19 protein-coding genes are annotated in these 24,511 nt (G+C 57.3%); 15 read left to right on the top strand and 4 right to left on the bottom strand.

Annotation, left to right across the window (positions count from 1 at the left end; all coding sequences use genetic code 11):
- Positions 1-115: 115 nt before the first annotated feature.
- The 8 genes from G3T16_RS06580 to G3T16_RS06545 all read left to right on the top strand — a co-directional run bounded on the left by G3T16_RS06580 (position 116) and on the right by G3T16_RS06545 (position 10,588).
- Entirely contained in the window at positions 116-865 is a 750-nt protein-coding gene (locus tag G3T16_RS06580; protein WP_163494360.1) for an endonuclease/exonuclease/phosphatase family protein, read from the top strand.
- A gap of 40 nt (positions 866-905) precedes the next feature.
- Entirely contained in the window at positions 906-2,090 is a 1,185-nt protein-coding gene (locus G3T16_RS06575; RefSeq protein ID WP_163494359.1) for a mechanosensitive ion channel family protein, read from the top strand.
- 68 nt (positions 2,091-2,158) lie between these two features.
- Positions 2,159-3,052, top strand: coding sequence for a MipA/OmpV family protein (locus G3T16_RS06570; protein ID WP_163494358.1), 894 nt, complete (start codon positions 2,159-2,161; stop codon positions 3,050-3,052).
- Between the two features lie 6 nt (positions 3,053-3,058).
- Positions 3,059-3,844, top strand: coding sequence for a glycerophosphodiester phosphodiesterase (locus tag G3T16_RS06565; protein WP_163494357.1), 786 nt, complete (start codon positions 3,059-3,061; stop codon positions 3,842-3,844).
- Between the two features lie 153 nt (positions 3,845-3,997).
- Positions 3,998-5,806, top strand: coding sequence for an acetolactate synthase catalytic subunit (locus tag G3T16_RS06560; protein ID WP_332102872.1), 1,809 nt, complete (start codon positions 3,998-4,000; stop codon positions 5,804-5,806).
- A gap of 186 nt (positions 5,807-5,992) precedes the next feature.
- Positions 5,993-8,221 carry a TonB-dependent receptor gene (locus tag G3T16_RS06555; RefSeq protein ID WP_163494355.1) on the top strand — a complete coding sequence of 743 codons (2,229 nt, stop codon included), beginning with the start codon at positions 5,993-5,995 and terminating at the stop codon, positions 8,219-8,221.
- Between the two features lie 37 nt (positions 8,222-8,258).
- The gene (locus G3T16_RS06550; RefSeq protein WP_163494354.1) at positions 8,259-9,638 is read left to right on the top strand and encodes a spinster family MFS transporter; all 1,380 of its coding nucleotides are present in this window, start codon (positions 8,259-8,261) and stop codon (positions 9,636-9,638) included.
- A gap of 2 nt (positions 9,639-9,640) precedes the next feature.
- Complete coding sequence (locus G3T16_RS06545; RefSeq protein ID WP_163494353.1) at positions 9,641-10,588, top strand: cyclase family protein; 948 nt, start codon at positions 9,641-9,643, stop codon at positions 10,586-10,588.
- Positions 10,589-10,631: 43 nt separating this feature from the next.
- Here G3T16_RS06545 and G3T16_RS06540 read toward each other — a convergent pair whose 3' ends face one another.
- The 3 genes from G3T16_RS06540 to G3T16_RS06530 all read right to left on the bottom strand — a co-directional run bounded on the left by G3T16_RS06540 (position 10,632) and on the right by G3T16_RS06530 (position 13,792).
- Positions 10,632-11,399, bottom strand: coding sequence for an IclR family transcriptional regulator (locus G3T16_RS06540; protein ID WP_163494352.1), 768 nt, complete (start codon positions 11,397-11,399; stop codon positions 10,632-10,634).
- Positions 11,400-11,504: 105 nt separating this feature from the next.
- Positions 11,505-12,311, bottom strand: coding sequence for a 3-ketoacyl-ACP reductase (locus G3T16_RS06535; RefSeq protein ID WP_163494351.1), 807 nt, complete (start codon positions 12,309-12,311; stop codon positions 11,505-11,507).
- Positions 12,312-12,361: 50 nt separating this feature from the next.
- A complete protein-coding gene (locus tag G3T16_RS06530; protein ID WP_163494350.1) occupies positions 12,362-13,792 on the bottom strand; it encodes an aldehyde dehydrogenase family protein in 1,431 nt (476 codons plus the stop codon).
- A 358-nt stretch (positions 13,793-14,150) separates the two neighbouring features.
- Here G3T16_RS06530 and G3T16_RS06525 point away from each other — a divergent pair, with 358 nt between their 5' ends.
- The 5 genes from G3T16_RS06525 (at position 14,151) to G3T16_RS06505 (ending at position 21,041) form a co-directional block, all read left to right on the top strand.
- On the top strand, positions 14,151-14,858 hold the full coding sequence (locus tag G3T16_RS06525; RefSeq protein WP_163494349.1) for a GntR family transcriptional regulator: 708 nt from the start codon (positions 14,151-14,153) through the stop codon (positions 14,856-14,858).
- A gap of 376 nt (positions 14,859-15,234) precedes the next feature.
- Positions 15,235-17,457, top strand: a complete 2,223-nt coding sequence (locus G3T16_RS06520; RefSeq protein WP_163494348.1) for a TonB-dependent receptor — start codon at positions 15,235-15,237, stop codon at positions 17,455-17,457.
- 27 nt (positions 17,458-17,484) lie between these two features.
- Entirely contained in the window at positions 17,485-18,645 is a 1,161-nt protein-coding gene (locus G3T16_RS06515) for a RidA family protein (RefSeq protein ID WP_163494347.1), read from the top strand.
- A complete protein-coding gene (locus tag G3T16_RS06510) occupies positions 18,642-19,871 on the top strand; it encodes a spinster family MFS transporter (RefSeq protein ID WP_163494346.1) in 1,230 nt (409 codons plus the stop codon). Before G3T16_RS06515 ends, G3T16_RS06510 begins: the two co-directional genes overlap by 4 nt.
- Positions 19,872-20,003: 132 nt before the next feature.
- Positions 20,004-21,041, top strand: a complete 1,038-nt coding sequence (locus G3T16_RS06505) for an NADPH:quinone oxidoreductase family protein (protein ID WP_163494345.1) — start codon at positions 20,004-20,006, stop codon at positions 21,039-21,041.
- Here G3T16_RS06505 and G3T16_RS06500 read toward each other — a convergent pair.
- A complete protein-coding gene (locus tag G3T16_RS06500; protein ID WP_163494344.1) occupies positions 21,021-22,070 on the bottom strand; it encodes a M14 family metallopeptidase in 1,050 nt (349 codons plus the stop codon). The two genes, G3T16_RS06505 and G3T16_RS06500, sit on opposite strands and share 21 nt — an antisense overlap.
- A 220-nt stretch (positions 22,071-22,290) precedes the next feature.
- On the opposite strand from G3T16_RS06500, the gene G3T16_RS06495 reads away from it, so the two are divergent.
- Positions 22,291-23,046: an enoyl-CoA hydratase/isomerase family protein gene (locus G3T16_RS06495; protein ID WP_163494343.1), complete on the top strand. Its 756-nt coding sequence runs from the start codon at positions 22,291-22,293 to the stop codon at positions 23,044-23,046.
- 16 nt (positions 23,047-23,062) lie between these two features.
- The gene (locus G3T16_RS06490) at positions 23,063-24,436 is read left to right on the top strand and encodes a phenylacetate--CoA ligase family protein (RefSeq protein ID WP_163494342.1); all 1,374 of its coding nucleotides are present in this window, start codon (positions 23,063-23,065) and stop codon (positions 24,434-24,436) included.
- Positions 24,437-24,511 lie beyond the last annotated feature (75 nt).

Raw genomic sequence — 24,511 nt, 5'->3', positions numbered from 1 at the left:
GCTGTGGTGTGTGGGGGGAGCCTGCGCCTGGCCGATGCATCGCGGAGAGTCAGTCCGCATCGGGATTTTACTGGCCAGATGGCTGTTACCGTGGCGCCTGGCGCCGAGAGTTGGTATGGATATCAAAGTTCTCACCTACAACATCCACAAGGGCTTTACCGCCGGCAATCAGCGCTTTGTGCTGGCCCGGATCCGGGAGCTGCTGGAAGATGAGCATGCAGATCTCGTTTTTCTGCAGGAGATCCACGGCTCCACCCGGCGCTATCGCAGGAAGCTAGGGGACTTTCCCGACATCCCCCACTTCGAGTATCTCGCTGACCGCCTGTGGCCCCACTACGCCTACGGCAAGAACGCCATCTACCGCAAAGGGGATCACGGCAATGCCATTCTGAGCAAGTATCCCTTCCAGTTCTGGGAAAATATCGATATTTCCAATCATCGCCTGGCCAGTCGCAGCATTCTGCACGGCATCGTCGAATTGCCGGGCGGACGTCCGTTGCATGCATTGTGCGTCCACATGGGCCTGTTTCAGGCCGAGCGCAGCCGGCAGCTGGACACCCTGATCGAGCGGATCGAAAGTCACGTGCCGCACGATGAGCCCTTGTTGATTGCCGGTGACTTCAATGACTGGAAAACCCGTGCCGAGCGTCATTTCGAGGCAGATCTGGAAGTGCGCGAGCTATTCAGCGTTCTCACGGGGCGACATGCCAGGACATTTCCGGTGTGGCTGCCGGTGCTGCCGATGGACCGGATCTATTCCCGCGGGCTCAAGCCGCGCGCTTGTGCCTGCCTTGCGCACGGGCCCTGGCGCAGTTTGTCGGACCACGCGGCACTCAGCGGTGTGTACAGCATCGATTTGGGCTGATCGCCGCGGCGACGTGTTAAACAACGCAGAAGGTACCGCCATGACTCTCATCTATAGAATTTTCCTGCTGCTGATCTTGCTGATGGGCCAAGCCTTCGCCCAGCCGGAAACGGCAGACTCTGAAGCTACCCAGGAGCAGGAGTCGGCAGCGTTGATGGAGGGTGTGGACCGGGAGAATAGTGAGTTGCTCATCAGCGATGATGTGAATGAGCGGCTGGAAGGGGTGTGGGCCAATCTGCATGCCCGCTTGCTGGGCCTGGTCAGCAGCCTGCCACTTGTGCTGGTGGCGGTGGCCATTGTGCTCGTATTCTGGCTGCTGTCCTGGACCATTACCCGCTGGAATGCGCCCTACCGCAGATTGACGAAAAATGTCTTTCTGCAGGCCCTTCTGAAGCGACTGACGACGACTGTCCTGTTATTGGCGGCCTTCATTCTCGCACTGGAAGTGCTGGACGCCAGCGCATTGTTGGGCACCATTCTGGGTGCGGCGGGCATTTTTGGGCTCGCCATCGGCTTCGCGATCCGCGATACGGTGGAAAATTTCATTGCCAGCATATTGCTGAGCATCCGCCAGCCCTTTCAGCCCAGGGATCACATCGTCATAGAGGGCAATGAAGGCAAGGTAGTGAAGCTGACCTCCCGCGAAACCATTTTGATGACGCTCGATGGCAATCATATCCGGATCCCCAATGCGACAGTCTACAAAGGCAATATTCTGAACTACAGCCGCAATTCCCGGCGCGCCTTCACTTTTGAGGTTGGCATCGATACCGCGGTGGACATTCGCGCCGCGATCGATTTGGCCCGAACGACGCTGCGGGCCACGCCGGGTGTCATCCCGGAACCAGCTGAGAACTGTCTGGTGAAAACGCTGGGTGAGTCGACCATCATTCTGGGTATGAGCGCCTGGACCGACCAGAACTTCTATGATTTCGGTAAAGTGAAAAGCGAGGCTATCAGGAATATCAAGGAAGCCTTTGACGCGGCGGGCCTGGAGATGCCAGAGCCGATCTACCGGATACGAATCAAGGGCGAGGGCCAGGCGGTGCTGACCGGGCACGCTGAGCCGGCGCGAACGGGCAGGCGGGGAGAGTCACCGCCTATCGATCAAGCGGCGGATGTTGCGAAAGAAAACCATATCGAGGAAGAGATCGACCGGGAAAAGCGCAATGACACCGAAATCGATTTGCTGAGCGATGGTCCGGGGCGGGGGCAAGGAGAGTAAATGCAATCCGACGGCTACGGCGATATGATGGTCCACCAAGCTGTTGGCGGGCACATCCCGGAGGTACCATGAGCTCAATGTCGTTCTTCTCCTGCAGCGCGCTGGCACTGTTTGCCGTGGCGGCAAGCGGGAGTCTGGCGGCGGAGGAGGTTCGCGAAGAGGTGGTTCGCGAAGAAGAGGTGCCCCTCTGGGAGCTGGGTTTCGGTGCTGGTACGCTGTACACCCCCGATTACCCCGCCTCCTCCGAGAGCCGCGCCCGTGCCATCGCGCTGCCCTATGTGGTCTATCGTGGCGATGTGCTGCGGCTGGGCGACGGGCAGGCGGCGCGGGCGGTGGCGGCAGAGTCCTCGCGCTTTGAGTTGTCCATGTCCTTCGATGCCGCATTCGATGCCCGCAGTGACCGCAATGATCTGCGCCGCGGCATGCCAGATCTGGATTTCCTGTTCGAAGCCGGCCCGCAGCTGCGGTTCAAGCTGGGGCAGTATGAGTTTGACAACAACGGCTATGGGGAACTGGATCTGGCCCTGCAGGCCCGGGCCGTATTTTCCACGGATTTTGGCGGCATCGAGCACCAGGGCTATGTGGCTGAGCCGATGCTGCGTTACCGGCACTGGGGCCTGTTGCGACCGCAACTGGAAACTAACGTTTCCCTGCGGCCCATCTGGGCTGATCGCCGGCTGCACAGTTTTTTCTACGGCGTCGATCCCCAGTATGTAACGCCAGAGAGGCCGTTCTATGAGGCCGACGCGGGTTATTTCGGCACTCAGATGAGTCTGTACGCTACCTGGCATTTTACCGACCGGTTCCAGGTGTTTGGCGGCACCCAGATCATCAGCCATCACGGGGCGGCGAATCGCGCAAGTCCGTTGTTTGAGGAAGACTATACGTTCAATATTGGGATCGGCTTTATCTGGTCCCTGATCCACAGCGAGAAAACCGTCGTGCGGCCACGGGGCAGGTGACGCGGGGTGGCCGGGCTTGCAGCTGCGCTGAACCATGTCGTCAATGGTATCTGGGCGCTGGCACCGGGTTCCCGCACCCCGCTGAACGGCAGGCAGGTTCGGCTGGTGGCTCACCGTGGCGCCCATGGGGCCGGCGGAGCTACCGAGAACACTCTGGACGCTTTTCAATTGTGCGCGGACCTGGGCGCCTGGGCGGTGGAAACGGATATCCGTCTGACCCGCGATGGTGAGGCTGTGCTTCACCATGACCCGGCCTGCGGGCGTCTGTTCGGCCGTCCGGAGCTGGTAATCGCCGAACTCTCTTTCCGGGAACTGCGCGCGGCGATACCGGAGATTCCCCGGCTGGCAGAGCTCACTGCACGGTTTGCGGGCAAGCTGCACCTGATGCTTGAACTCAAGGAGTCGTGGCGCCAGCGGCCAGAGTATCCGGCAATTGTCACACGCGCCCTCGCGGACCTGAAACCGCAGCAGGACTATCATCTGCTGGCACTGGAGCCGGACCTGCTGGAGGGCTTCACCGAGATGCCCCGCGCGGCTTTTGTCGATGTGGCGTGGATGAATGCCGCTACCATCATCCGCCAGAATCTGCAGTTGGGACACGGCGCCGTGGCCGGCTCTTTCGCCCTGCTGGGCAGCCACCGTATGCGACAGCTGCGGCAGGGCGGGCGCAGCATAGGCACCGGTTTTGTCGAGAATGCCGGCGCGTTGCGGCGGGAGGTCTACCGCGGGGCCGACTGGATTTTTACCGACCGGATCCTGGAGTTGCAGCCGCTGGTTAATCGCGAGCGCTGACGCTGCGCGGCGATTGTCATTGCTGATCATGGCTATTCAGCGATAAATCCCTTCACCTTCATCATCCTGGCAAGCTGCCCGGCGGGCAGTATGGCCGGCTGTGCGCATTATTTTTCACGAAACCCCTTTACTAATCCGCAATGATGGCAAATAATGAAATATATACAATATATGAACAACGCCAAAGAGCGCTTTCCTGCGTCCCGGACAGTTCGGCGGCATCAGGAACATGCAGCACAGGGAGAGAAATCAATGAGTCAGACAGTCGCAGAGGCCATAGCATCTGCTTTGCTGCGCCACGGCGTAGGCTTCATTTTCGCGCAGAGCAATCCAACAGCGTTGATGCTGGCGGCGGAAGCTGCGGGCATTCGCCAGCTCCTGTATCGCACCGAGAACGCCGCGGGAGCGATGGCCGATGCGTATTCCCGCGTATCGAACCGGATTGGCGTCGTTGCCGCGCAGAATGGGCCGGCCGCTGCGCTGATGGTCGCACCGATGGCGGAAGCTCTGAAGGCCTCGATTCCCATGCTTGTCCTGGTGCAGGAGGTGCCGGCGTCGCAGCGTGATCGCAATGCTTTCCAGGAATTCGATCACTTCGCACTCTTTGCCGGTGTTTCCAAATGGACCCGCCGCCTCGATGATCCGGACCGGGCTGCGGAATACGTTGATCATGCGCTGATGGCGGCGAACAGCGGCCGACCGGGTCCGGTAGTCCTGCTGCTCGCCAAAGACATGTTGTTGCAGCCCTCCAGCCCGCTCGGCGCAGAGCGGCGGCAGGCGCTGGGCGGGTTTCCGCTCGACAGGTCGCGTCCCCAGTCGGAGTCCGTCGAAGAGGCGGCTAGCCTGATTGCGGGTGCGGAATCGCCGGTGGTGATCGCGGGCGGAGGAGTGCATGTGTCCCGCGCCGTGGGTGAACTTGCGCGCCTAATGGAAGTGGGCCAATTGCCGATGGCAACCACTAACATGGGCAAGGGTGCTGTGGATGAGACCGGGCCGCTATCGCTGGGAGTTGCTGCCAATCTTACCGGAGAGAACGGGCCGGCGGGGCCCTATCGGGACCTTATAGCGAAGGCGGATGTTGTCCTTTTCATTGGGACGCGCACCAATGAAAACGGCACCGATGCATGGACCCTGACATCGCCCGATGCCACCTATATCCACATTGATGTCGACCCGCTGGAGGTCGGTCGCAACTATGAAGCGCTGCGGGTCGTCGGTGACGCCCGGTCGGCTATTGCCGATTTGACAGCCGCGCTCGAACGCAACGATCTCGGCAAACGGCGGCAGTGCGCACCCCAGTTGAAAGCGCGGATCAGCTCAGGTCGCGAAGTAAGGTCGCAGGCGATTGCCTCCATGTGTCGTTCTGATGCAACCCCCATCATGCCTCAGCGCATGATGGCGGACCTCGATCGTTTGCTCCGGCCAGAGGATATAGTGGTGGCGGATGCGAGTTATTCGTCTGCCTGGGTATTGAGTTACTTGACCGCGCGCCGGACCGGCCAGCGTTTTCTTACTCCCCGTGGGCTTGCGGGGTTGGGCTGGGGGCTTCCGTTCGCAATTGGCGCGAAGCTTGCCCGGCCCGATGCCAGAGTCGTCTCCCTGGTCGGTGACGGCGGCTTCGCCCATGTGTGGGCCGAGCTGGAAATGGCTGTGCGGGAAAACATTCCTGTGCTTGTGATCGTGCTGAACAATTCACAGCTCGCCATGCAGAAGCATGGTGAAGCTCTCGGTTTCGGGAGAACTACCACCGGTATTGACTTCGGTCCGGTCGATCACGCGGCGGTGGCACGTTCGGCGGGTGCGGAGGGGGTACGCATTGAGAATCCTGCTCAGCTCGCGCCCGCGCTGGAACAGGCGCTGGCATCCGGCAAGGTGTGCGTGCTCGATGTGATCAGTAGCGCGGAGGCATTTGCGCCGCTTCGCATATTTGACGCGCAGGCCGATAAGCTGGTCGTAGCCTAGGTGGGGGCTTCAGCGCAGCTACGGCTCCACAATGATTCGTGAACGTAAATTCAAATAGTGAATTAATATCAAATATTGACATTCCGGCAGGTCTCTGTAGAGTGAGTGCTTACAATAATAGTGAGAGGTTGAGAGAACGCGATGAAATCATGTAAATTCAGAAATTGGTTGCTGGGTAGTGCCTCGATGATGGTTTCCGCTGGCCTTGCCCAGGCGCAGATCGAAGAGGTCGTCGTTACAGCACAAAAGCGTGAACAAAACGCTCAGGATGTTGGTATCGCGGTGACTGCCTTTGGCGAGTCGGAGGTTCGGGCCATGCGCCTGACGTCCGCCGACGATATAGCCGACTCCGTGTCCGGCGTTCAAATCTACAATTATCGTGGCAAAAGCCAGCCCTCATTTGTCATTCGAGGTATTGGAACGCAGGACTTTGCACCCAACAGCGCCCCCACGGCCGCTGTCTATATCGATGAAGTGTACCTGGGTTCAAATATTGTCACCGGCTTCCAGATATTCGATGTGGAGCGGGTTGAAGTCTTGAAGGGGCCACAGGGTACGCTGTTTGGCAGAAACACGACGGGGGGCGCCATCAGCTATACCAGCAAACGCCCCAGCGACGCCCTCGAAGGTTATGCGGAAGTCGGGTTCGGGAACTACCAGACAACCGAGACCAGTGTGGCCGTGGGTGGCGCAGTAACCGAGCGGGTCAGAATGCGTCTGTCGGCAAAGGCTTCCGAGCAGGACGAGGGGTATTACAAGAACACCTTCACGCCGGATCAGAACCCGTTCGGTCCCTCTCCCAACTTTTCCAACATGAAGTCCAGCATCGGCGAGGATTCCCACTGGGCCGCCCGGCTGCTCACGGAAGTGGATATCGGCGACAACGGCTCATTGCTGTTGAATCTGCACGGGGGCAGAAGGGACGCAGACACGCTGCCGGTGACTCCCATTGGATTTACCACGATTCCTGGTTCGGGAGGCACATGCGAGGCGACGGCCACGGGTGGGGAGGTTTCGGATCCGCGGTTTTGTGGCGATGCCTTCGGGTACTCCGATACTGACGGCGACGAATATACCGTCAGCAATGATTATGTGGGCGAGAATGAAGAAAGCAACCTGGGTATATCGGCCCGCGTGGAATGGGACTTCGGTGAGATTGCGTTGACATCGATCACCGCCTGGGAGAGTGCTGACAAAGAGCAAACGGCGGATGCCGATGGCTCTCCCTTTTTCGTATTCAACAATGTGACCGATGTCGAGTTCGAGCAGCTGAGTCAGGAGTTGCGCTTGACCTCGAACACAGGAGATGATCTTTTCTGGATTCTGGGACTGTACTACGCCCATGACGAGATTGATCAGGGCTTTTGTGGTGACCTGAACCTGGCGCTCGGCCTGGGCGCTGAATGCCGCAACGATTTCTCGCAAGTAACAGACAATGGCGCCCTCTATGGGCAGGCAGAATACCCTATTTCCGAGAAGTTGCGCCTTACACTGGGGCTTCGCTATACCTACGAAAAGCGTGACTTCAACAGTGTCAACACCTTCACCGATGAGTTTGGCAACGAAGCACCCGCAAACTTTGGCTCGGGACCGGAAGACGATGCGATCATTGATGACTCTGTCTCCACCTCGGATCTCTCCGGCCGGCTTGGTCTCGATTATTTCTTCACGGAGGATGTGCTGTTTTACGCGAGTGTTTCCCGGGGTTTCAAGAGTGGGGGCTATGATGGAGACTTCTCCTTTACCCGGCAACAACTTGAGCCCTACGATGAGGAGACGATAACAGCCTATGAATTGGGTTGGAAAACGACGCTGGCGGACTCTCGTGTGCGTTTCAATGGCGCCGCATTTCATTATGATTACTCAGGCCCACAAACCCGCGTGCAGCGTGTCAGTAGTGCCGGGCTGCCGTTCAACCAGTTGATCAATCTGGATTCGGCCAGTGTGTATGGCCTGGAGGCGGACCTTGCATGGGTGCCCACCGACCGGCTTCATTTTGCGGTGTCGGCCACGCTGTTGGATACCGATTTGTCTGAAGGCCGGACGGATCCCGCGCTTGCCCTGTTTGATGGTAACGATCTGCCGCTCGCGGCCACGGAATCCTTCACGATTCTCGGGAGGTACGAGTACCCTGTCACTGAACGTCACTCCGCCGTTATTCAGCTCGATGGAAAATACAATGGTGACTACGAGCTCAATGCGGAGAATTTGGGCTGGTTGGCGCAGGACTCCTACTTTTTGGCAAACGCCCGTATCAGCATTCTAAGGAACGATGGTCAATGGGAATTGACGGCATGGGGCAAGAACCTGTCTGACGAGACCTTTTCAGTGGGTAGCTACTCGCTCTTTGGCGCATTTCCGGCGTTCTACAATTCGCCCCGCACCTATGGGGTAACTTTCCGGTACGACTGGTAGGGCGCCTGGCGCCCCCGGAGTGCGAGAGCCACAGCCCATGCAAAAGCCAGCTGCCATTCCCACTGTAAAAGCTCTGTACCCGTGGCTGGTGGTGGCTCTGTTGCTAGTTGCGTACACGCTGTCATTCATTGACAGGCAGATTATCTCCCTGCTGGTCGATCCCATTCGGCGCGACCTCGAGATTTCCGATACGCAGATCAGCCTGTTGCAGGGGCTGGCGTTCGCATTGTTTTACACCCTGATGGGCATTCCCATTGCTCAATGGGCCGACAAGCGCTCCAGACGGAATATCATCGTGATCGGTATCGCGGTGTGGTCCTTGATGACGGCTTTCTGTGGTATCGCCAAAAACTACTGGATCGTTTTTCTCGGTCGTTTGGGCGTGGGTGTTGGCGAGGCTGCCTTGTCGCCGGCATCCTATTCCATGATTGCCGATTACTTTCCATCAGACCGCCTGAGTACGGCGTTGTCCGTCTACGGCGCCGGTCCCTATTTCGGTTCGGGACTTGCCTATATTCTGGGGGGAGCGACCATTGCCTACCTGGACAGCCTGCCGGAGCTGTCGGTTCCGGTTCTGGGCGCCGTTGCTAGTTGGCAGCTGGCGTTCATGCTGGTGGGGCTTCCCGGACTGGCAGTCGCATTGATTATTTACAAGGTCGTTCGCGAGCCGGACAGAAAGTCCTCTGCGTCCGTTGTGACTACCCAGACCACCTTCCTGCGCGACGTTATTCCGTATATGTGGCATCACGCCCGATTCTATTTTTTTCACGCCGTCGGTATGGGACTGGTCGCCCTGGTTGCCTATAGCACCTTTTCCTGGCTGCCGACCTATTTTGTGCGCGTGTACCACATACCGATTGCCGAGGTTGCCCGCAACATCGGTTTGCTGATACTGGTGTTTGGAACGCTGGGGATATTCGCGGGAGGACGTTTGGCGGACTATCTGCAGGTTCGGCGTGCCCATGTCGACGGCACCATGCGGAGTGTCTGCATGGGCGCATTCTTTCTCGCGCCGGCAGTGTTGGGTGCGACGGTTACCGGCTCTGCCACTGTGTCGTTCATCTTTGTGGGGATAGTGTTCTTCCTGGTGGCATTTCCCTTCGGCGCCGGTGTGGCGGCGCTGCAGATGGCGACGCCGCCTCACTTCAGGGCGCAGGTGTCTGCTGTCTACCTGTTTGTAAACAATCTCATCGGCCTGGCTCTGGGTCCGACGGCTGTGGCATTGTTTACCGACTATGTATTCAAGGACGACAACGCGGTCGGGCTTTCCATAGGCGTGGTCGGGGCATTGGCAGGCATGGCGTCATGTGTGCTGTGCTGTCTTACTCTCAGGCCACTACGGGAGATGCTGGAGCGCACTGATGCCCAGTCCCGTGACCAGGGCGACACCACATCGGTTCTTGTACAGGGAGCATAAGTATGGATATTGCAAAATCGCTGGCATACATCATTTTTACCGTCGGGCTTGCGGCGGCCATTATATTGCCTGTGGCTGCTGAAAACCCGGCGCAGTCAAAGTGGGGCGAGCATGACACGCTCGGTTCGGCGAACTATCTTTCTCCGGAACTTGCGCTGCAGGCAGCTGAATTGATAGTCGAAGGGAAAGTGTACGCGCTTGGCGTTCCGGTCGGTAGTTCAACGCCGGCAGTTGCACCGCGTACCCTGTCCATCAACGTCTTCATGCCCGGTCAGTACGGGGGCGCTACCTTCGGTTCCAATGAAGCGAGCTACCTGGACGACATGATTACCGGGTGGCTGGGTATAGGCACCCAGATTGACAGTCTTGCTCATGCCGGAAAGCGTGGTGTGTTCTACAACGGCAACAAGGCCATTGATTTCGTAACACCCGCTGGCGTGAAAAAGCTCGGTATCGAGGATATTCCGCCAATTGTTACTCGCGGGGTGCTGATCGACATCGCTGCATACCGCGGCGTTGACCGGCTGGATGAGGGACAGGCTATCACTGGAAAGGAGTTGGATGCCGCCGCAAAAAGCCAGGGCGTGGAGATTCGTGAGGGGGATGTTGTCGTCGTCCACACAGGGTGGCTTTCCATGCTGTATGAAGATCCTGAGCGTTTCGTGGCGGGGGAACCGGGACTCGATGTGTCCGCTGCACAGTTTCTGGTCGAAAAAGGTGTTGTCGCTGTGGGTGCTGACAACTGGGGCGTCGAAGTCGTTCCCTTCAAAACCGACGCCTATTTTGACGTACACGTGACGTTACTGGCGGACAATGGAACCTATATCCTGGAGTTGCTGGATACCCGGGAGCTTGCCGCTGACAAGACATACGAGTTCATGTTCGTGCTGGGACAGCCCCGCTACATCGGGGCTATCCAGGCGGTAATCAATCCTGTCGCAATCAGATAGCCGGAGATGGAACGGGTTGTCAGGTACCGGATTAGAGCGGGGGTCAAGCGTCGGCAGCGTGCTGGAGCAATTGGGTGGCCTCCGCTGCGCCGGTCATCACAATATTGAGATAGTTGTCCCACAAGTCGTCCATCCTGAATCTTGGTGTGACGATGCCCACTGCGCCCAGTACGGATCCAGACGCATCGAATATGGGAGCGGCGATGGCGATGATGCCTTCCTTGGTTTCCTCGTCGACAGACCAGCCGCGTGCGGCTGTTTGCGCCAGTTCCTTGTCGAGGGATTTACGGATCTTTTTACTTTCACGCTCAGGAATGCTTGCAAGACTGGATTCAAGCATTGCAGTTTTTCCGGCGTTGTCGAGGTGGGCAAGCACGGCCTTGCCTGCTGCCCGCCTGTGCTCGTGTCCCTGCAGCCCGACGTGGAGCCCCGCTACCCGCAGCCGGTGTGAGCCCTCAAGAAGAGTTCTCAGCACCACCTTGTTGCCCTCTCTGAGGGACAGGAAGGACGTTTCCTGCGTCAGGCGCGCGATGCGTTTAACCACGTTTTCCAGGGTTTCTTCAGTGTCCAGGGTGCGCTGGTAGCCGCTGAACAGGACACCTATGCCGTCGCCCAATTCCAGCCGGCCCGCAGCATCACGCTTGATGTAGTTTCGTTTGACCAGAGTACGAAGCAGGTGATAGCAAGTGGTTATGTTCAGGTCGAGGGCGGTGGAGACATCACTGATACTCGGGGGCTCAGTTGCCGTGCCGACAAATTCCAGAAATGAAATCGCTCGTTCAACGGTTTGGAGCGTAGTCTGCTTGTCCATGCTACCTGTCTATAGAAAAATGCACATGTTATAGAGATGTATGATCGTGTTCAAGCGGGCCTTTTCCGGCGCCCTTGAGTGCACAATCAGACGAAGGTCGGATCGTCAGAGTGCCGGGGCAATATTCAGGCCGCCCGCGATCCACAGGGGTTGCCCTGTCATGTAGGGAAGCCGTCCGGCAGCCAGTTCCGAGACAGCCCGACCTACGTCCTCGGGTTGGCCCCAGCGCGGAATCGGAACAAAGCCATTGCCGAGCAAGGTTTCTATTGTGTCGCTGCCTGCGGAGGCCGTCATGGGTGTCTGCATAAAGCCGGGGCGGATTTCATGCACATGCACACCTGCGGATGCCAACCGCGCAGCAAAGAGCCTGGTGACCATGGAGAGAGCACATTTGCTCACGCAGTATTGGGAGCGATCCGTCGAAACCAGTTCGGCGAGGATAGAAGTTATAATAATGATTGAACGATACACGTCACCCTCTGGATCGCCAGCGGCCATGAGCCTCTTGGCAAACTGTTGGGTCAGAAAGAAAGTGCCTCTCAGATTGATGTCTATTGATTTGTCGAAGGCCGCGACCTCAAGGTCGAGAATGTCTGTCAACGGACGGGCAGCAATTCCCGCATTGTTCACCAGGCAATCCATTCTGCCGAAATCTGCCTGGATGGCTGCAAGGATTGGTTCGTGCCGTTCAAGGTCGGCAATATCCATCCGGTAGTATCGGCAGTGTTTTCCGCCGTGAGAGAGCTTTGACACTTCGTCCGGCAGGACAGGGTCCTCCGGCAGATCGATAATGGCCACGTCGAAGCCATCGCCAAGCATCTCAAGAACAATGCCCAGGCCCAGCCCCTGCAACCCACCGGTAACAATGGCCACGGGGCGATCCGGACGGGCTTCCTTTTTGCGGTCGCTCATATGCTGCTTCCCTGTTTTCGTACTCTGTCCTGTCAGCTCCACCCCATCGGTCAGGCCGTCATCGGCACCTTCCTGGTTGTAATGGTCTGAGTGTTGGTGAATTCCAGCAGGCCTTCCATGCCGTGCTCTGCGCCGAGGCCGGATTGCTTGTGCCCCGAGAAGGGAGCATGGGGCGAGAACGCGAACATTTCATTGATCCACACGGTACCGGTCTGAAGTCGTCCTGCCACTTCGTGTGCTTGTTCGAGATCGTTGGACCATACGGACCCGGCCAGTCCTGTGTCTGAATCGTTGGCCCATGCTATTACTTCATCTATGTCTTTGTACTTCAATAGCGGCAGGACCGGGCCAAAGGCCTCCTCGATGACCACCCGCGAGTCCTGCGGCGGATTGTCGACGATGGAAACCGGGATGAAGTAGCCTTTTCCTTCAGGAGCCTCGCCGCCCAGCAGAAACCGGTGGCCTTGCTCGCGCGTACTGTCGAGAAGATTCTTCACCTTTTCAAACTGCATTTTGTTCTGGACTGGCCCGAGATCGACACCCTCTTGGGAACCATCACCGATGGTAATTGTCCTGGCATACTTCACCAGTTCCTGTGCCACAGCATCGTAGATGTCCTCGTGGATATACAGTCGCTTGGTGGCGACGCAAACCTGCGCACTGTTGAAGAACGCTCCCCAGAATAGCGCGGGGGCCACCACTTTGGGGTCGACATCCGGCAGCACGATGGCAGCATCATTGCCACCGAGTTCAAGGGTGATACGCTTGAGAGTCCTGGAAGCGCTTTCCATGACTCGTCGCCCCGTAGCGGTCGATCCCGTGAACGATACCTTGGTGATATCGGGGTGTTCAGTAATCCATTGTCCCAGCTCGTTGCCGCCGGAGACGATATTCAACACACCGGCCGGCAAAATGTCCCGCAGCAGTTCACCCAGCCTGAGCGTTGTCAGCGGAGTGTAGGGGGAAGGCTTCAATACCACCGTGTTGCCAGCCAACAGCGCCGGGGCCAGTTTCCATATCGCAATCAGGATCGGCGCATTCCATGGTGTTATCGCGCCTACGACACCTATGGGGGTGTGCCGTACTTCGACCCGGTGTTCGTCGTTGTCCTCGATCACGGTTACCGGCAGGTCGTACTGGGCGGTGCCCCGGCACCAGTTCGCGGCGGTGACCATTTCCCATTCGGCGCCGTCGCGCGACCGCCCCATTTCCGCTATGAAGATCCTGGAGAGCTCGTCCTTGTTGTCCTCGATACATCTGGCAATCTCCTTCACCAAAGCCTGTCGTTCGGCGATCGGGCGTCTGGACCACTGGAGAAAGGCCGTGTTGGCGGCGGCGACTGCGGCATCGAGTTGTTCGCGGCTGGCGTCTGGCGCATGAGCGATGATTTCTTCCGTCGCTGGATTGAGCACCTCAAGTGTAGCGGCGCCCTGAATTTGCTGGCCATTGATCAACATTGTGTATTTGTGGCTGGAAACCATGTCGTGCCGCTCCTTGTGCTATCTGCTCGATTATTTATAACGGACTGCGAATTAAGATCTTTAACAGGCTCTCTTTGGCAAGCATAGCAGTCGATCGGCTGAAGTCAATATATGAACATTATCATATATTGAAATCATCGCAAGCAACGCATGAAGCCAGAGGTAATTGCCTGGCTGCCAGATTTCCGCGGAAGGCTTATCTGGAAGGTGAAATAGTGACAGGCCTTTGGTAATATCCGCGGCGGCAAATGGTCAATGACATCAGCAGTGTGGTTGGCGACTGCCTTCCAGGAAGCGCGAACGGCCCCATGGTTTTTACGAAGTATTCCAAGCTGGCCCATGCCGGCAGGAGAGATTGATGCGAGGCAAAGCCAGTGATATCGCTGATAAAAATGGACCGAAGCCTGATCTTGGAGAAAAGGCATACCGCCTCATCTACAATGAGATAGTTCGCTGCAGAATCGTGCCGGGTGAGGACATCACTGAAGCCGAGATGTGTGAACGGTATGAGCTCAGTAGAAGCCCGGTACGCAGGGCCCTTGCACTGCTGGCTCACGACGGGTTGATAACGCCGGTGCCTCGCGCAGGTTTCCATGTTTCCGACATCAGCCTGACAACCATCCGGCAGACCTTCGAGATGCGCGCCTATCTCGAAGGTCTGGCGGCCCGTGCGAGTTTCGGGCGTGTTGATGTGGAAGGGTTGCGGGCGCTGAATAAAAAATACGTCACCGGGGCAAATGCAGGCTCCCATGGTATGCTCGAGATCCACAACAGGATTCATCGCATTATCTATACGGCAAGCAACAACCCTATACTGGAGAAAGTGCTCAACCAGCTGCTTGATCAGTGCAATCGTGTCGCCTACTTCGTCCCCAAGGTAGGCGGACGGGGGTATAAGGGCGGCGATGTGACCGCTGAAGAGCATGAGGGGCTTTTCGTCGCATTGACCAAGAATCCGGATGAAGCCGCTGCCTGGTTCCAGAAGCATGTGAAAGAAAGCGAGCAGCGTGTGATCGAGGCGCTGCTACAGACCCGTTATTTTAATGACCTGCCGTTGAGGATGTAGTCGCCACCGTTAATGCGTCCGGTGGCTGTATTGGCGCATTTTATTCCCCTCTTTTCCTGAAGATCACAACGTTCCCGAAGATCACAAAGGCCGCCGGTTGGCGAGTGGATTGCCGGCAACAATTATCCGAGTCCATTCGGCACCCGTGGTTTCTTCGGGTACGGCGAATAAGCATCGCTTCCTGTGATATACCAGCTGAATGTCTTGTTGGCCGCCACCGCATCGAATGCGCGCTGCCGTCCGGGCATCGATAATCAAGCCAACACATCTTTCAAGAAAACCATAAACAGCACATCTGAAATATCAATACATTAATATTGACATACGAAAAATCATCTGAAAGAATGTCAGATAATGAAACAGGGGGTGTACTATCATGAAGGCGACAGAGATACGTTTATTGGTGGCTGCTTCGGTGATGATTTCCGGCATGAGCGCCGTTGCCCAATCCGAGTCGGGGCGGGAAGGGAGATCAGCATCCGGGGCTTATCTAATCGAGGAAGTGAGGGTGACGGCCCAGCGGCGTGAGACGGATCTGGGGACCACGCCGGTTTCCGCCACCGTTTTTAGCGGCGCGCAACTCGAGGATGTCGGAATTGGAACCCTTGATGCCATCGCCATTCAGACGCCAAATTTCAATTACGTTGACACCGGTCTGCAGCCACGTTACCGGATTCGCGGGGACGGCCTTCAGGTATTCAATGATACCTCGGACTCGCCTGTCGGTTTTGCTGTAGACGATATCTTCTATGGGGCGGGAGCTCTGCAGAGAGCGCCGCTGTATGACATTGAGCGCGTGGAAGTGCTGCGTGGGCCTCAGGGGACACTGTTTGGCCGCAACACCACGGCGGGTCTGGTGCAGGTCTTCACGAAAAAGCCCACTGATTCATTCGAGGCTTACCTCCGGGGGGAGACCGGTTCCTATGATCGCAGAAAGATAGAGGCTGCGGTCAGTGGCCCACTGGCCGATGGAGTTCGTGGCCGTCTCGCGCTCTATTACGATGAGGATGATGGCTGGCAGAAAAACCTGGCGCTACCGGATGGGCGGCGCTGGGCGGCTCGGGACATACTTTCCGGTCGAGGTCAGATCGCCTTCGACCTGGGGTCCGAGGCGACCCTGCAGCTGAAAGCGGCGCACACACGGGACCGAAGCGGGGCGCCGATGGCGGGCACTCATGGTGCGCTTGATCCCGTAACGCTCGAGCCATGCACTGATGAGCGAATCCTCGCTTACCAGTGCGTCAACGGAACCGGGTTCGATGCCGGTGTGCCTGACCCTGAGATCGGTTTTAGCGAATATGATGGAATGCCCAACCACCTCGACTTTGACGAATACGGTGCGCAGTTGAACTGGAGCCTGACTCCCTCACTCGAGCTTGTGGCCATTACCGGGTATCTCGATTACGAGCGTATCTTTCAGGAGGATGGCGATGGAAGCGCTGTTGGTGGCTTTCTGGGCAATGCCTCAGCAGTTTATACATTGGAGGCCGAGCAGTTTTCCCAGGAGCTGCAATTGCGAGGCGGCGCGGATACCGGCATGACGTGGGTGCTGGGCAGCTTTTATTACAACGATGACAAGGTATCAACCAGTACGCTGCCCGAGCTTTTTGGCGACGCCATCGACACGACCGGCACGGTGGAGACTGAGTCGACGGCTGTATTTGCAAGTGCTGATATGCCCCTGTCTCCCACGATTGGCGTGACGCTTGGTGGCCGGTATACACGCGAAACAAAAGAGCTCGATCTCCTGTTCGCCACCGCGCCGAGCGCCAGTTACAGGGTGTCGGTAAATGAGTTCACCTGGAAGTCTGGGGTCAATTGGCATCCCGCCGATGCAGTCTACCTGTACGCCAATGCTGCGACAGGCTACAAGTCGCCGGATTTCAATACGAATTTATTGTTTGGGGATGCCGACGCGGCCGCACCTACCCGGCCGGAAACGAGCATGTCCCTGGAGACGGGTGCAAAATGGACGCTTGACAGGCGACTGAGCCTTTCGGCAGCGGCTTTCCGCAATCGTGTGGAAGACAAGCAGGCAACTGTTACCCAGGTCGTCAATGGATTGCCCGTGGCGCGACTTTTCAACTTTGGGGACGTGGAAATCTATGGCGCCGAGCTGGAGTTTACCGGTAAATTCATGGGCGGGCTTACCACGCAGCTGGGAATAGCTGTACTGGAGACAGAGATCGATGCGCCTGCCACGACGACCTACAGTACCGGACCGGCAGGCGATGTGACTCCGATCGACGGCAATGAGCTGCCCGGTACACCAAATTACACAATCAACGGCCTGGTCCGGTTTGACTTCTCTCCGTCCTCAACGGGTCAATTTGCGCTGCAAGGCGATTTCAATTACCAGGGCAGCCAGTATTTCCAGCTGGATAACAACGAGCGGGATACCGAGGATGACTACGGTGTGCTTAACTTGCGGGCGTTCTGGAACGATAATGATGATCGTATTAATCTTCAGGTATTTGTAGAAAATGTCGCGGATACTTCCTATGCATCCTATATCGGGACGTGGAACGGCTTCGATACGCGCTATATATGGTGGGGAAGAACGCGGACGTGGGGTGTGAAGGTCGGCTTCAATTTTTGAAGCCTTCCTTGTAGGCGTGAGAATGAGATGAGTAACAGGAAAACAACCTCGATACGCCAATATATCGGTACCTCACCGATGGTAAAACGGGCAGTAGCGGGATTCAAGATCAGTCGCGCGGTCTCCATCGGTGACTGGCTTTTCACCAATGGGCAAATGGATATCGGTGCAGAGGCGAAGGTGCTCAACCCGGGCGATATCGTTGCGCAGACGGTCACGTGCATGCGCAGTGTCTATGAGCTCGTCGCCAGGACCGATTATCGCCTGGCCGATCTGGCGCAACTGCAAGTATTCTACCTGGGCGATTCGGTAGTCAATGAAACGAGCTATCGCAAGATGATCCTCGAGGAATTCCCGGAATGCCGCGACACGTTACTTGTGATGACCCGCGTTCCCAGTTTTGCCACTGTTGGCCATGAGGTCGAAATCGACGCTATTGCGGTCAGTGGGCAGCGCGCTTGTGTCAGGAATGATACAGGTATGGTACGTGGCGTGCGGCGCGGTGACTGGGTGTTCGCAAATAGCCGGGTTCGATACGATGCGACGGATGTCTGCGACGATTTGTGCGCGACACTCGGCAAGCTGGATGCGCACTCCCGCGATGTATGCCGGCTTTACGTCTACTACTCCGCTGAGCTGAGCCCGCAAGAACGCGCAAGAATCGAGCGTAATATTGCCCAATACTTTCATGGTGTGCCCGCTACATACCATGCCGCGATTGTACCCGGCAATGCCACCCCCGACTTTGCCGTGGAGCTTGAAGTGATCGCAAATTCCAGTTCGACGGCGGAAAAAGCTGCATACGGTTGTGCTGTCGCTCCTGCCGGGGAGGTGGAATGGCCGTTTGTGGATGCGCTCTGCTGCGCTGATCTTGTTTTTACCAGCGGCCAATTTCCATTGGATGCAACCGGCGCTGTCCAGCATCCAACAGATATCGCCAATCAATCACGGGTGGTCATGCGCCGGTTGGCGGCTACACTCAATCGCGCGGGCGTTGATACAGGCGATCTCGTTAAAATCAAAACCTACTTCGAGGGAGCATGGAATCTGGATAACTGGCTCGATAATCTGAATGCAAGAATGGAGAGCCTGAGTGATCCCGGTCCTGCATCCACGGGAATCGAAGGGCTGTCCCCTGTTGTGGCCGGTGCGCTCCTCTCCGTTGATGGGATTGCCAGCAGGAAATGAAGCCGATTCGCCGCCATGCCACCCTGCTGATCCTTACGCTGATAATCATAATACATGCTGTCGATCGATTATCGATCGTTATTCTGCTGGAGGATATCAAGTACGATCTGGCGTTGAGCGATGCGCAGCTGGGCTTTCTTTCCGGATTTGCCTTCGTGGCAGTCTATGTGCTTGCCGGCATCCCCATGGCCTTTGTCTCCGACCGGTCAAACCGCAGCAGGTTGATCGGGATGGCCCTGATGGTCATGGGAGGGATGACAGTTCTATGCGGGTTTGTACAGAATTTCTGGCAGCTCGCCGCGGCGCGTTGCGGTATTGGTATCGGCGCATCTCCGTGCGTGCCGGCTTCCCATTCCATTCTCGCTGACGTCTATCCTCCCGCGCAGAGAACTACCGCATTGTCGATCACTGAATCCGGATTCTTTGTAGGATCGTTTGTCGGGCTGTGGGTGTGTGGATGGATCGCGACATACTACGGCTGGCGTACGGCGTTCATTGTAGTGGGAATTGTTCCGATTCTGTTGAGCCTGCTGGTTCTGGCTATCCTGCGGGATCCTGTGCGGGCAGTGAGGACGCAGAAGGTGGATCTGAGCTTCCGGGAGTCACTGGGCACAATCATTGGTGTTCCGGCAGTGCGTTGGTATGTGTTCGGCAGCGGACTGGCAGTCTTTGCCTCTGCAGCCATGATGACCTGGCTGCCGGCATTGATGATAAGGTCCTACGGCATGACCAAGACCGAAGCTGGCGGCTACATCGGGGCGATCAACGGCATCGGCGGCTTCGTCCTTACCATCGTGGTAGGCATCGTCGCCGACAGGTTGAGCCGTCGCGATCTGCTGTGGAACCTGTGGATACCCGCCACGCTATTCGCAGTGAGCGCGCCCTTTGCCGTGATCACATTCCTTAGTCACTCACCTGCGGTAATACTCGGTTGCTTCGCAGTCTCAGCGTCCCTGGTCACGGCATGTGCTGCGCCTATCATCAGCTATTCGCAGCAGACGCTGCCATCCACGGTCCATGCAATGATTACTGCCCTGATCTTTCTGGTGCTGAATATTGTCGGCTTTGGCGTGGGGCCTCTAATGGTCGGCGCGCTCAGCGACTATCTGGTGCCATGGGTTGGCCAGACGGCGGCACTGCAACTGGCGCTGCTCTATCTGGCACCCCCGGCACTGATGTTGGGGCGGCATGCGTGGCGATCGGAGCCTGGCAATCGGTCCATCTGAAACCTGCCCAGCCGACGATATCGACGAGCTAGTGGAGCCGGGTGTGAAGTTCGGTAGCTAAGCTCATCGCCACCACGTTCAGAGCAGGGCGGGAAAACACGGGACGGGTGGCGGGTGCCTTGAGGAACAAAGATGAAAGCACTGCTATCGGTGAAACCAGGTGATCCCACGACACTGGCAATTTCCGACATTCCAGTACCCCAACCTGGCAAAGGGCAACTGCGTGTTCGTGTGAAGGCTTGCGGGATCAACTATCCCGACCTGCTGGTGATAGAGGACAAGTACCAGTTCAAGCCCCCGCGCCCTTTCGCGCCCGGCTGCGAGATCAGCGGCTTTGTAGACGCGATTGGAGAAGGCGCTACAGGATGGCAGGTCGGCGACCGTCTCCTGGCCATGCTGGGCAGTGATGGCGGTTTGGCTGAGTATGCTATCGTGGATGCGGGCAACGCGATTGGATTGCCGGACCAGCTGGACCTGCTGCAGGGTGCTGCACTGCTCTTCACATATGGAACGACGATCCATGCACTGGCGGATCGGGGCAGGCTGAAGCCGGGGGAGACATTGCTTGTTCTCGGGGCCGCCGGCGGTGTGGGCCTGGCAGCTGTGGAGATCGGCAAGGCGATGGGGGCCGAGGTAGTAGCCGCCGTATCCAGTGAAGAAAAAGCCGCCGCTGCCGTGGAGGCCGGCGCAGATCGTACCATGATTTACCGCCGTGGCCCCTTGGACGCAGAATCAATGAGAGAGCTCGCCCGCTCCTTTAAAGAAGCTGTGGGTCCGACAGGGGCGAATGTGATCTATGATCCGGTTGGCGGTTGCTACTCAGAGCCGGCATTGCGCAGCATCGCCTGGAAGGGGCGATTTCTCGTGGTGGGTTTCCCGGCTGGTATAGCCAGCCTCCCCCTCAACTTGCCCCTGCTCAAATCCTGTGACGTCTGCGGCGTGTTCTGGGGCGGCTTTATTGCACGGGAGCCGGATCACAATCGGCGCAATCTGGAAAAATTGCTCGACTGGTGGACCCAAGGTTACATCTGTCCCCGTATAGACAAGGTGTATCCGCTGGACAAGGGTGGACAGGCACTGGCGCGGCTCGCCAGTCGCACTGTCATAGGAAAGGTGGTCGTTTGCGTCGATGGGCAAGCACCTTGTGACCTAGCCGAAGGTCAGCTCTGACCACTCGCTTGCGATATAGGCCACGCTGTCGCCGGTGTGGACAACAGGATCCAGGCGCAATGCTATCAACAGTATGTCCATCGGCAGCGTAACGGTAGCCAGCACTACGCCTGTAAAATCCGTGATGGTACCGATCGGGTCCCCGGCTTTCACGACAGCGCCGCTCTTGAGCGGTGACTGCCAGATGCCTCCAACGTCGACATTCAGATGGCCGCGTGCATTTACCAGCCGGGATTTTGTGATGAAAGCGGCGGTGTCTGACCGCTCGAGCATGCCCAGCTCCACACAGATATTACGGTAGCAGGCAATGCCGAGTTGCACTTCTTCAGGTGTGGCGCGCTGGGCTACGCCGAACTCAACCATGAATGCCGGAATTCCATTCACCAGTGCGAGATAGTCCAGAGCTCCCGCATGATTGCCGGGATGCTCTCCAGACCCTGGTAGCACGCTTTGATGGCAGATGGCAAAAGGGTTGAACACCCGCAGCAACCGGTACAGGTAGCTTGGTTCGACGACGCAGTTCGGAGGCAGCTTGTAGACGCCATAGATTTGGCTCTCAAAATCAGTTCCTTGAGCATGCATGCTGAGCAGAAGCGCCGGTCTTACAGCCAGAATCTCGGCCATGAGGCAGGCGGCCATCCGCTCGGTTATGAAGCCGTTTGAGCGTCCGGGGAAGAGTGTATCGAGATTCTGGCCGAAGTCCTGTTGCGTGGCCCATGTCCGGCTTTCCAGAGCCAGCGGGTTGGCACTGGCGGTGAAAACCACCGAACCTTTAAGCGATGCCGGATCGAGATTACGACAGAATTCCATCCCGGCGACGATCCCGCAAACCTCTGTGCCGTGTACCTGTCCGTTGATCCACAGGGTCGGTCCGGCCTCCGCTCCGAGGACCACGATGTAACTGATGGCGATGTCCGCCCCTGTAGCGCGGGTCCCAAGCTGCAGCTTTCCCCGGTGAACGCTACCGCGTTTGCCCTCGCGCAGAATGCTCGCTATCACGCTATTTTCAGTGTCGTGTACTTTTTCCATGCTCACCCTCGTCAAGATCGTATGCCTGCTTGTAGTCCATGAATTTGAGGATACCTGACAAGACATCTACGACCAATTGCACGTAGCTTGAGTTGAGCCTCATCGGCATTCCATTATGCGTTTCCCGGCAATTTATGAAATGTTAAAATGACCTGTAGACATTTCAACAAATGTATTTTAGGATTTCAAGGTAATTATCATTTTATGGAAAATGTGCTGGATGACAATCGTGGATGCGAAATCCGATGAGGGGGCGACTGCTGCTGATGAGACGCCTGTACAGTGTGGCGTACGCGATGGTGTCGGGGTGGTGACGCTGAACCGGCCAGGCAAGCGGAACGCGATGTCTGCGGAAATGTACGGTTTGTTCAACGTCGCCATGAATTCACACCAGGCCAACGCGGATGTCAAAGCGATACTCATTGCGGGCCATGGTAAGGCATTTTGCGCTGGCGGTGATCTGGATATGATTGACGCGGCGCAAAAAGGGGTTATTAATGCGGACAGCCTCGATCTGGAATTCCTGCAGCCAGCATTGATCACGAAGCCTATTGTCTGCGGTGTTGTCGGTCCCTGCGTTGGTGAAGGTGTCGCGATGGTGCTGGCATGCGACATGGTTATTTGTGGGGAGTCAGCGCGCTTCGCATTGCCGGAGGTTGGCCTCGGTATTCCGCCTGTCGATATCCCGCTTCTCGCCGCTCGAAGGCTTAACGCGAACTATATAATCGAGCTCCTTCTGACCGGCGACTGGAAGGATGCTGGGTGGGCGGATAAAGTGGGTCTGGTCAATAGTGTAGTGCCCGATGGCATGGTTTGGGAGCTCGCTTTTGAGCTGGCTCGCAGGATCGCGCTGGCGCCGCCCTCCGCGGTGGCACTGGTGAAATCCCTGGTTTATGAGGCCCGGGTGTCGGGAGACCTGGACGCGCTTCGACAATACGGTGCTTCAGTACGAAGAGAAATTCGACAGGCTTTGTAAATACAGTGGCAATCCTATGACTAAAGTTCTACATCATTCTGATGTCGATCATCTTGGCGACGAGGATCTGCGTCGTCTTCAGTTCTCGAAGTTGAGGCAGCAACTTGTCCGTGTCTACGAACAATCGCCTTACTACAGGCAGAAGTTCAAGGCCGCCGGCGTCAATCCTCACCGCCTTCGCGGATGGGATGATTATGCGAACTATCCGTTTTTCGACAAGGAGGAAGAGCGGATCAGCCAGGAGCGGTCTCGCGATGAGCTGAGACACCCTTTCGGAATGCACGTCACCTGTGAGGTGTCGGCAATCAACCGTATCAGCGCATCATCAGGCACCACCGGTACCCCCACCTACATTGGTTACACGGCGCGCGACCGCGCAGTGTCCGAAGAGCACTTTGCACGTATGGCGGCCAGGATGGGGCTGGCGCAGGGTGATCGTGCATTGTTTGCGGGCGTGATGAGCATGTGGGTTGTGGGTATCCCGTCCGTCGATGCCATGCTCAACCTCGGATTCTGTGTGATCCCGATCGGTGGCCTGGCGAAGACTGAACGGTTTGCGCAGACGGCGATTGATACCCGGCCCGATTTTATCATGTGTACACCGTCTTACGGTTTGCATCTGATCAAGGCGGTGCCGGAGAAAACACGCTGGCGAACACAGGATTTCGGGATCCGTAAAATGCTCGTCTTCGGCGAGCCAGGCGGTAGCATACCGGAAATACGGCAGCGACTGTCCGAGGGGTTTGGCGGTGCCGAAGTCTATGACATGTCTGGCGGTACGGGATGTAACAACCCGCTGGGGGTTTCGTGTGAAGCACACAATGGAATTCACATCTTCTCCAGCGACAATGCCTTGATGGAAGTTCTGGACAGTGACCTGATGCCCCAACCCCTGGAAAATGGCGTAGAGGGCGAGGTCGTATTCACTGGTCTCGTCAAGGAGTGTCAGCCGCTTGTCCGCTGGCGCGACAAGGATCTTATCCGCGTCTACACGGACCCGTGCCCCTGTGGCCGACCGGGGCCCAGGATCGAATTTCTTGGGCGTATCGATGATATGCTGCTGGTGAAAGGCGTCAACGTCTTCCCGAATGCTGTCCGGGACGTCGTTGCGCGCAGTTCGGATCTCGTCAGCGGAGACATTCAAATCATCCGCCATTCCCCTTCGGCCGTGGTTGAGGCGCCCGTCGAAGTGCAAGTCTGCCTGAAGCCGGATGTTGCCGACGAACCCCGTGAGAGCCTGAAGCTGCGGTTGGAAGAAATTCTGCAGAACACGCTCAGGTTCCGTGCCCGGGTAAAGTTGATTGACCCGGAGGGCTTTACGCTGGAGTACGGGTCGACTGGCAAGGCGAAACTGGTGCGGACGCTTTCGACTTCAAAGCCAGTGGTCTGATACAAAAGCTATCGCTGCAGGTTGGATCGACAGGATGATGGTTACTGCGTAGTTGAGGCGGCATTGGGCTGACTC

The organism is Kineobactrum salinum, from assembly GCF_010669285.1.
GTDB classification, from domain to species: Bacteria; Pseudomonadota; Gammaproteobacteria; order Pseudomonadales; family Halieaceae; genus Kineobactrum; species Kineobactrum salinum.
The sequence above is the reverse complement of the archived record's forward strand: the minus strand, read 5'-3'. Positions and strand labels throughout refer to the sequence as shown.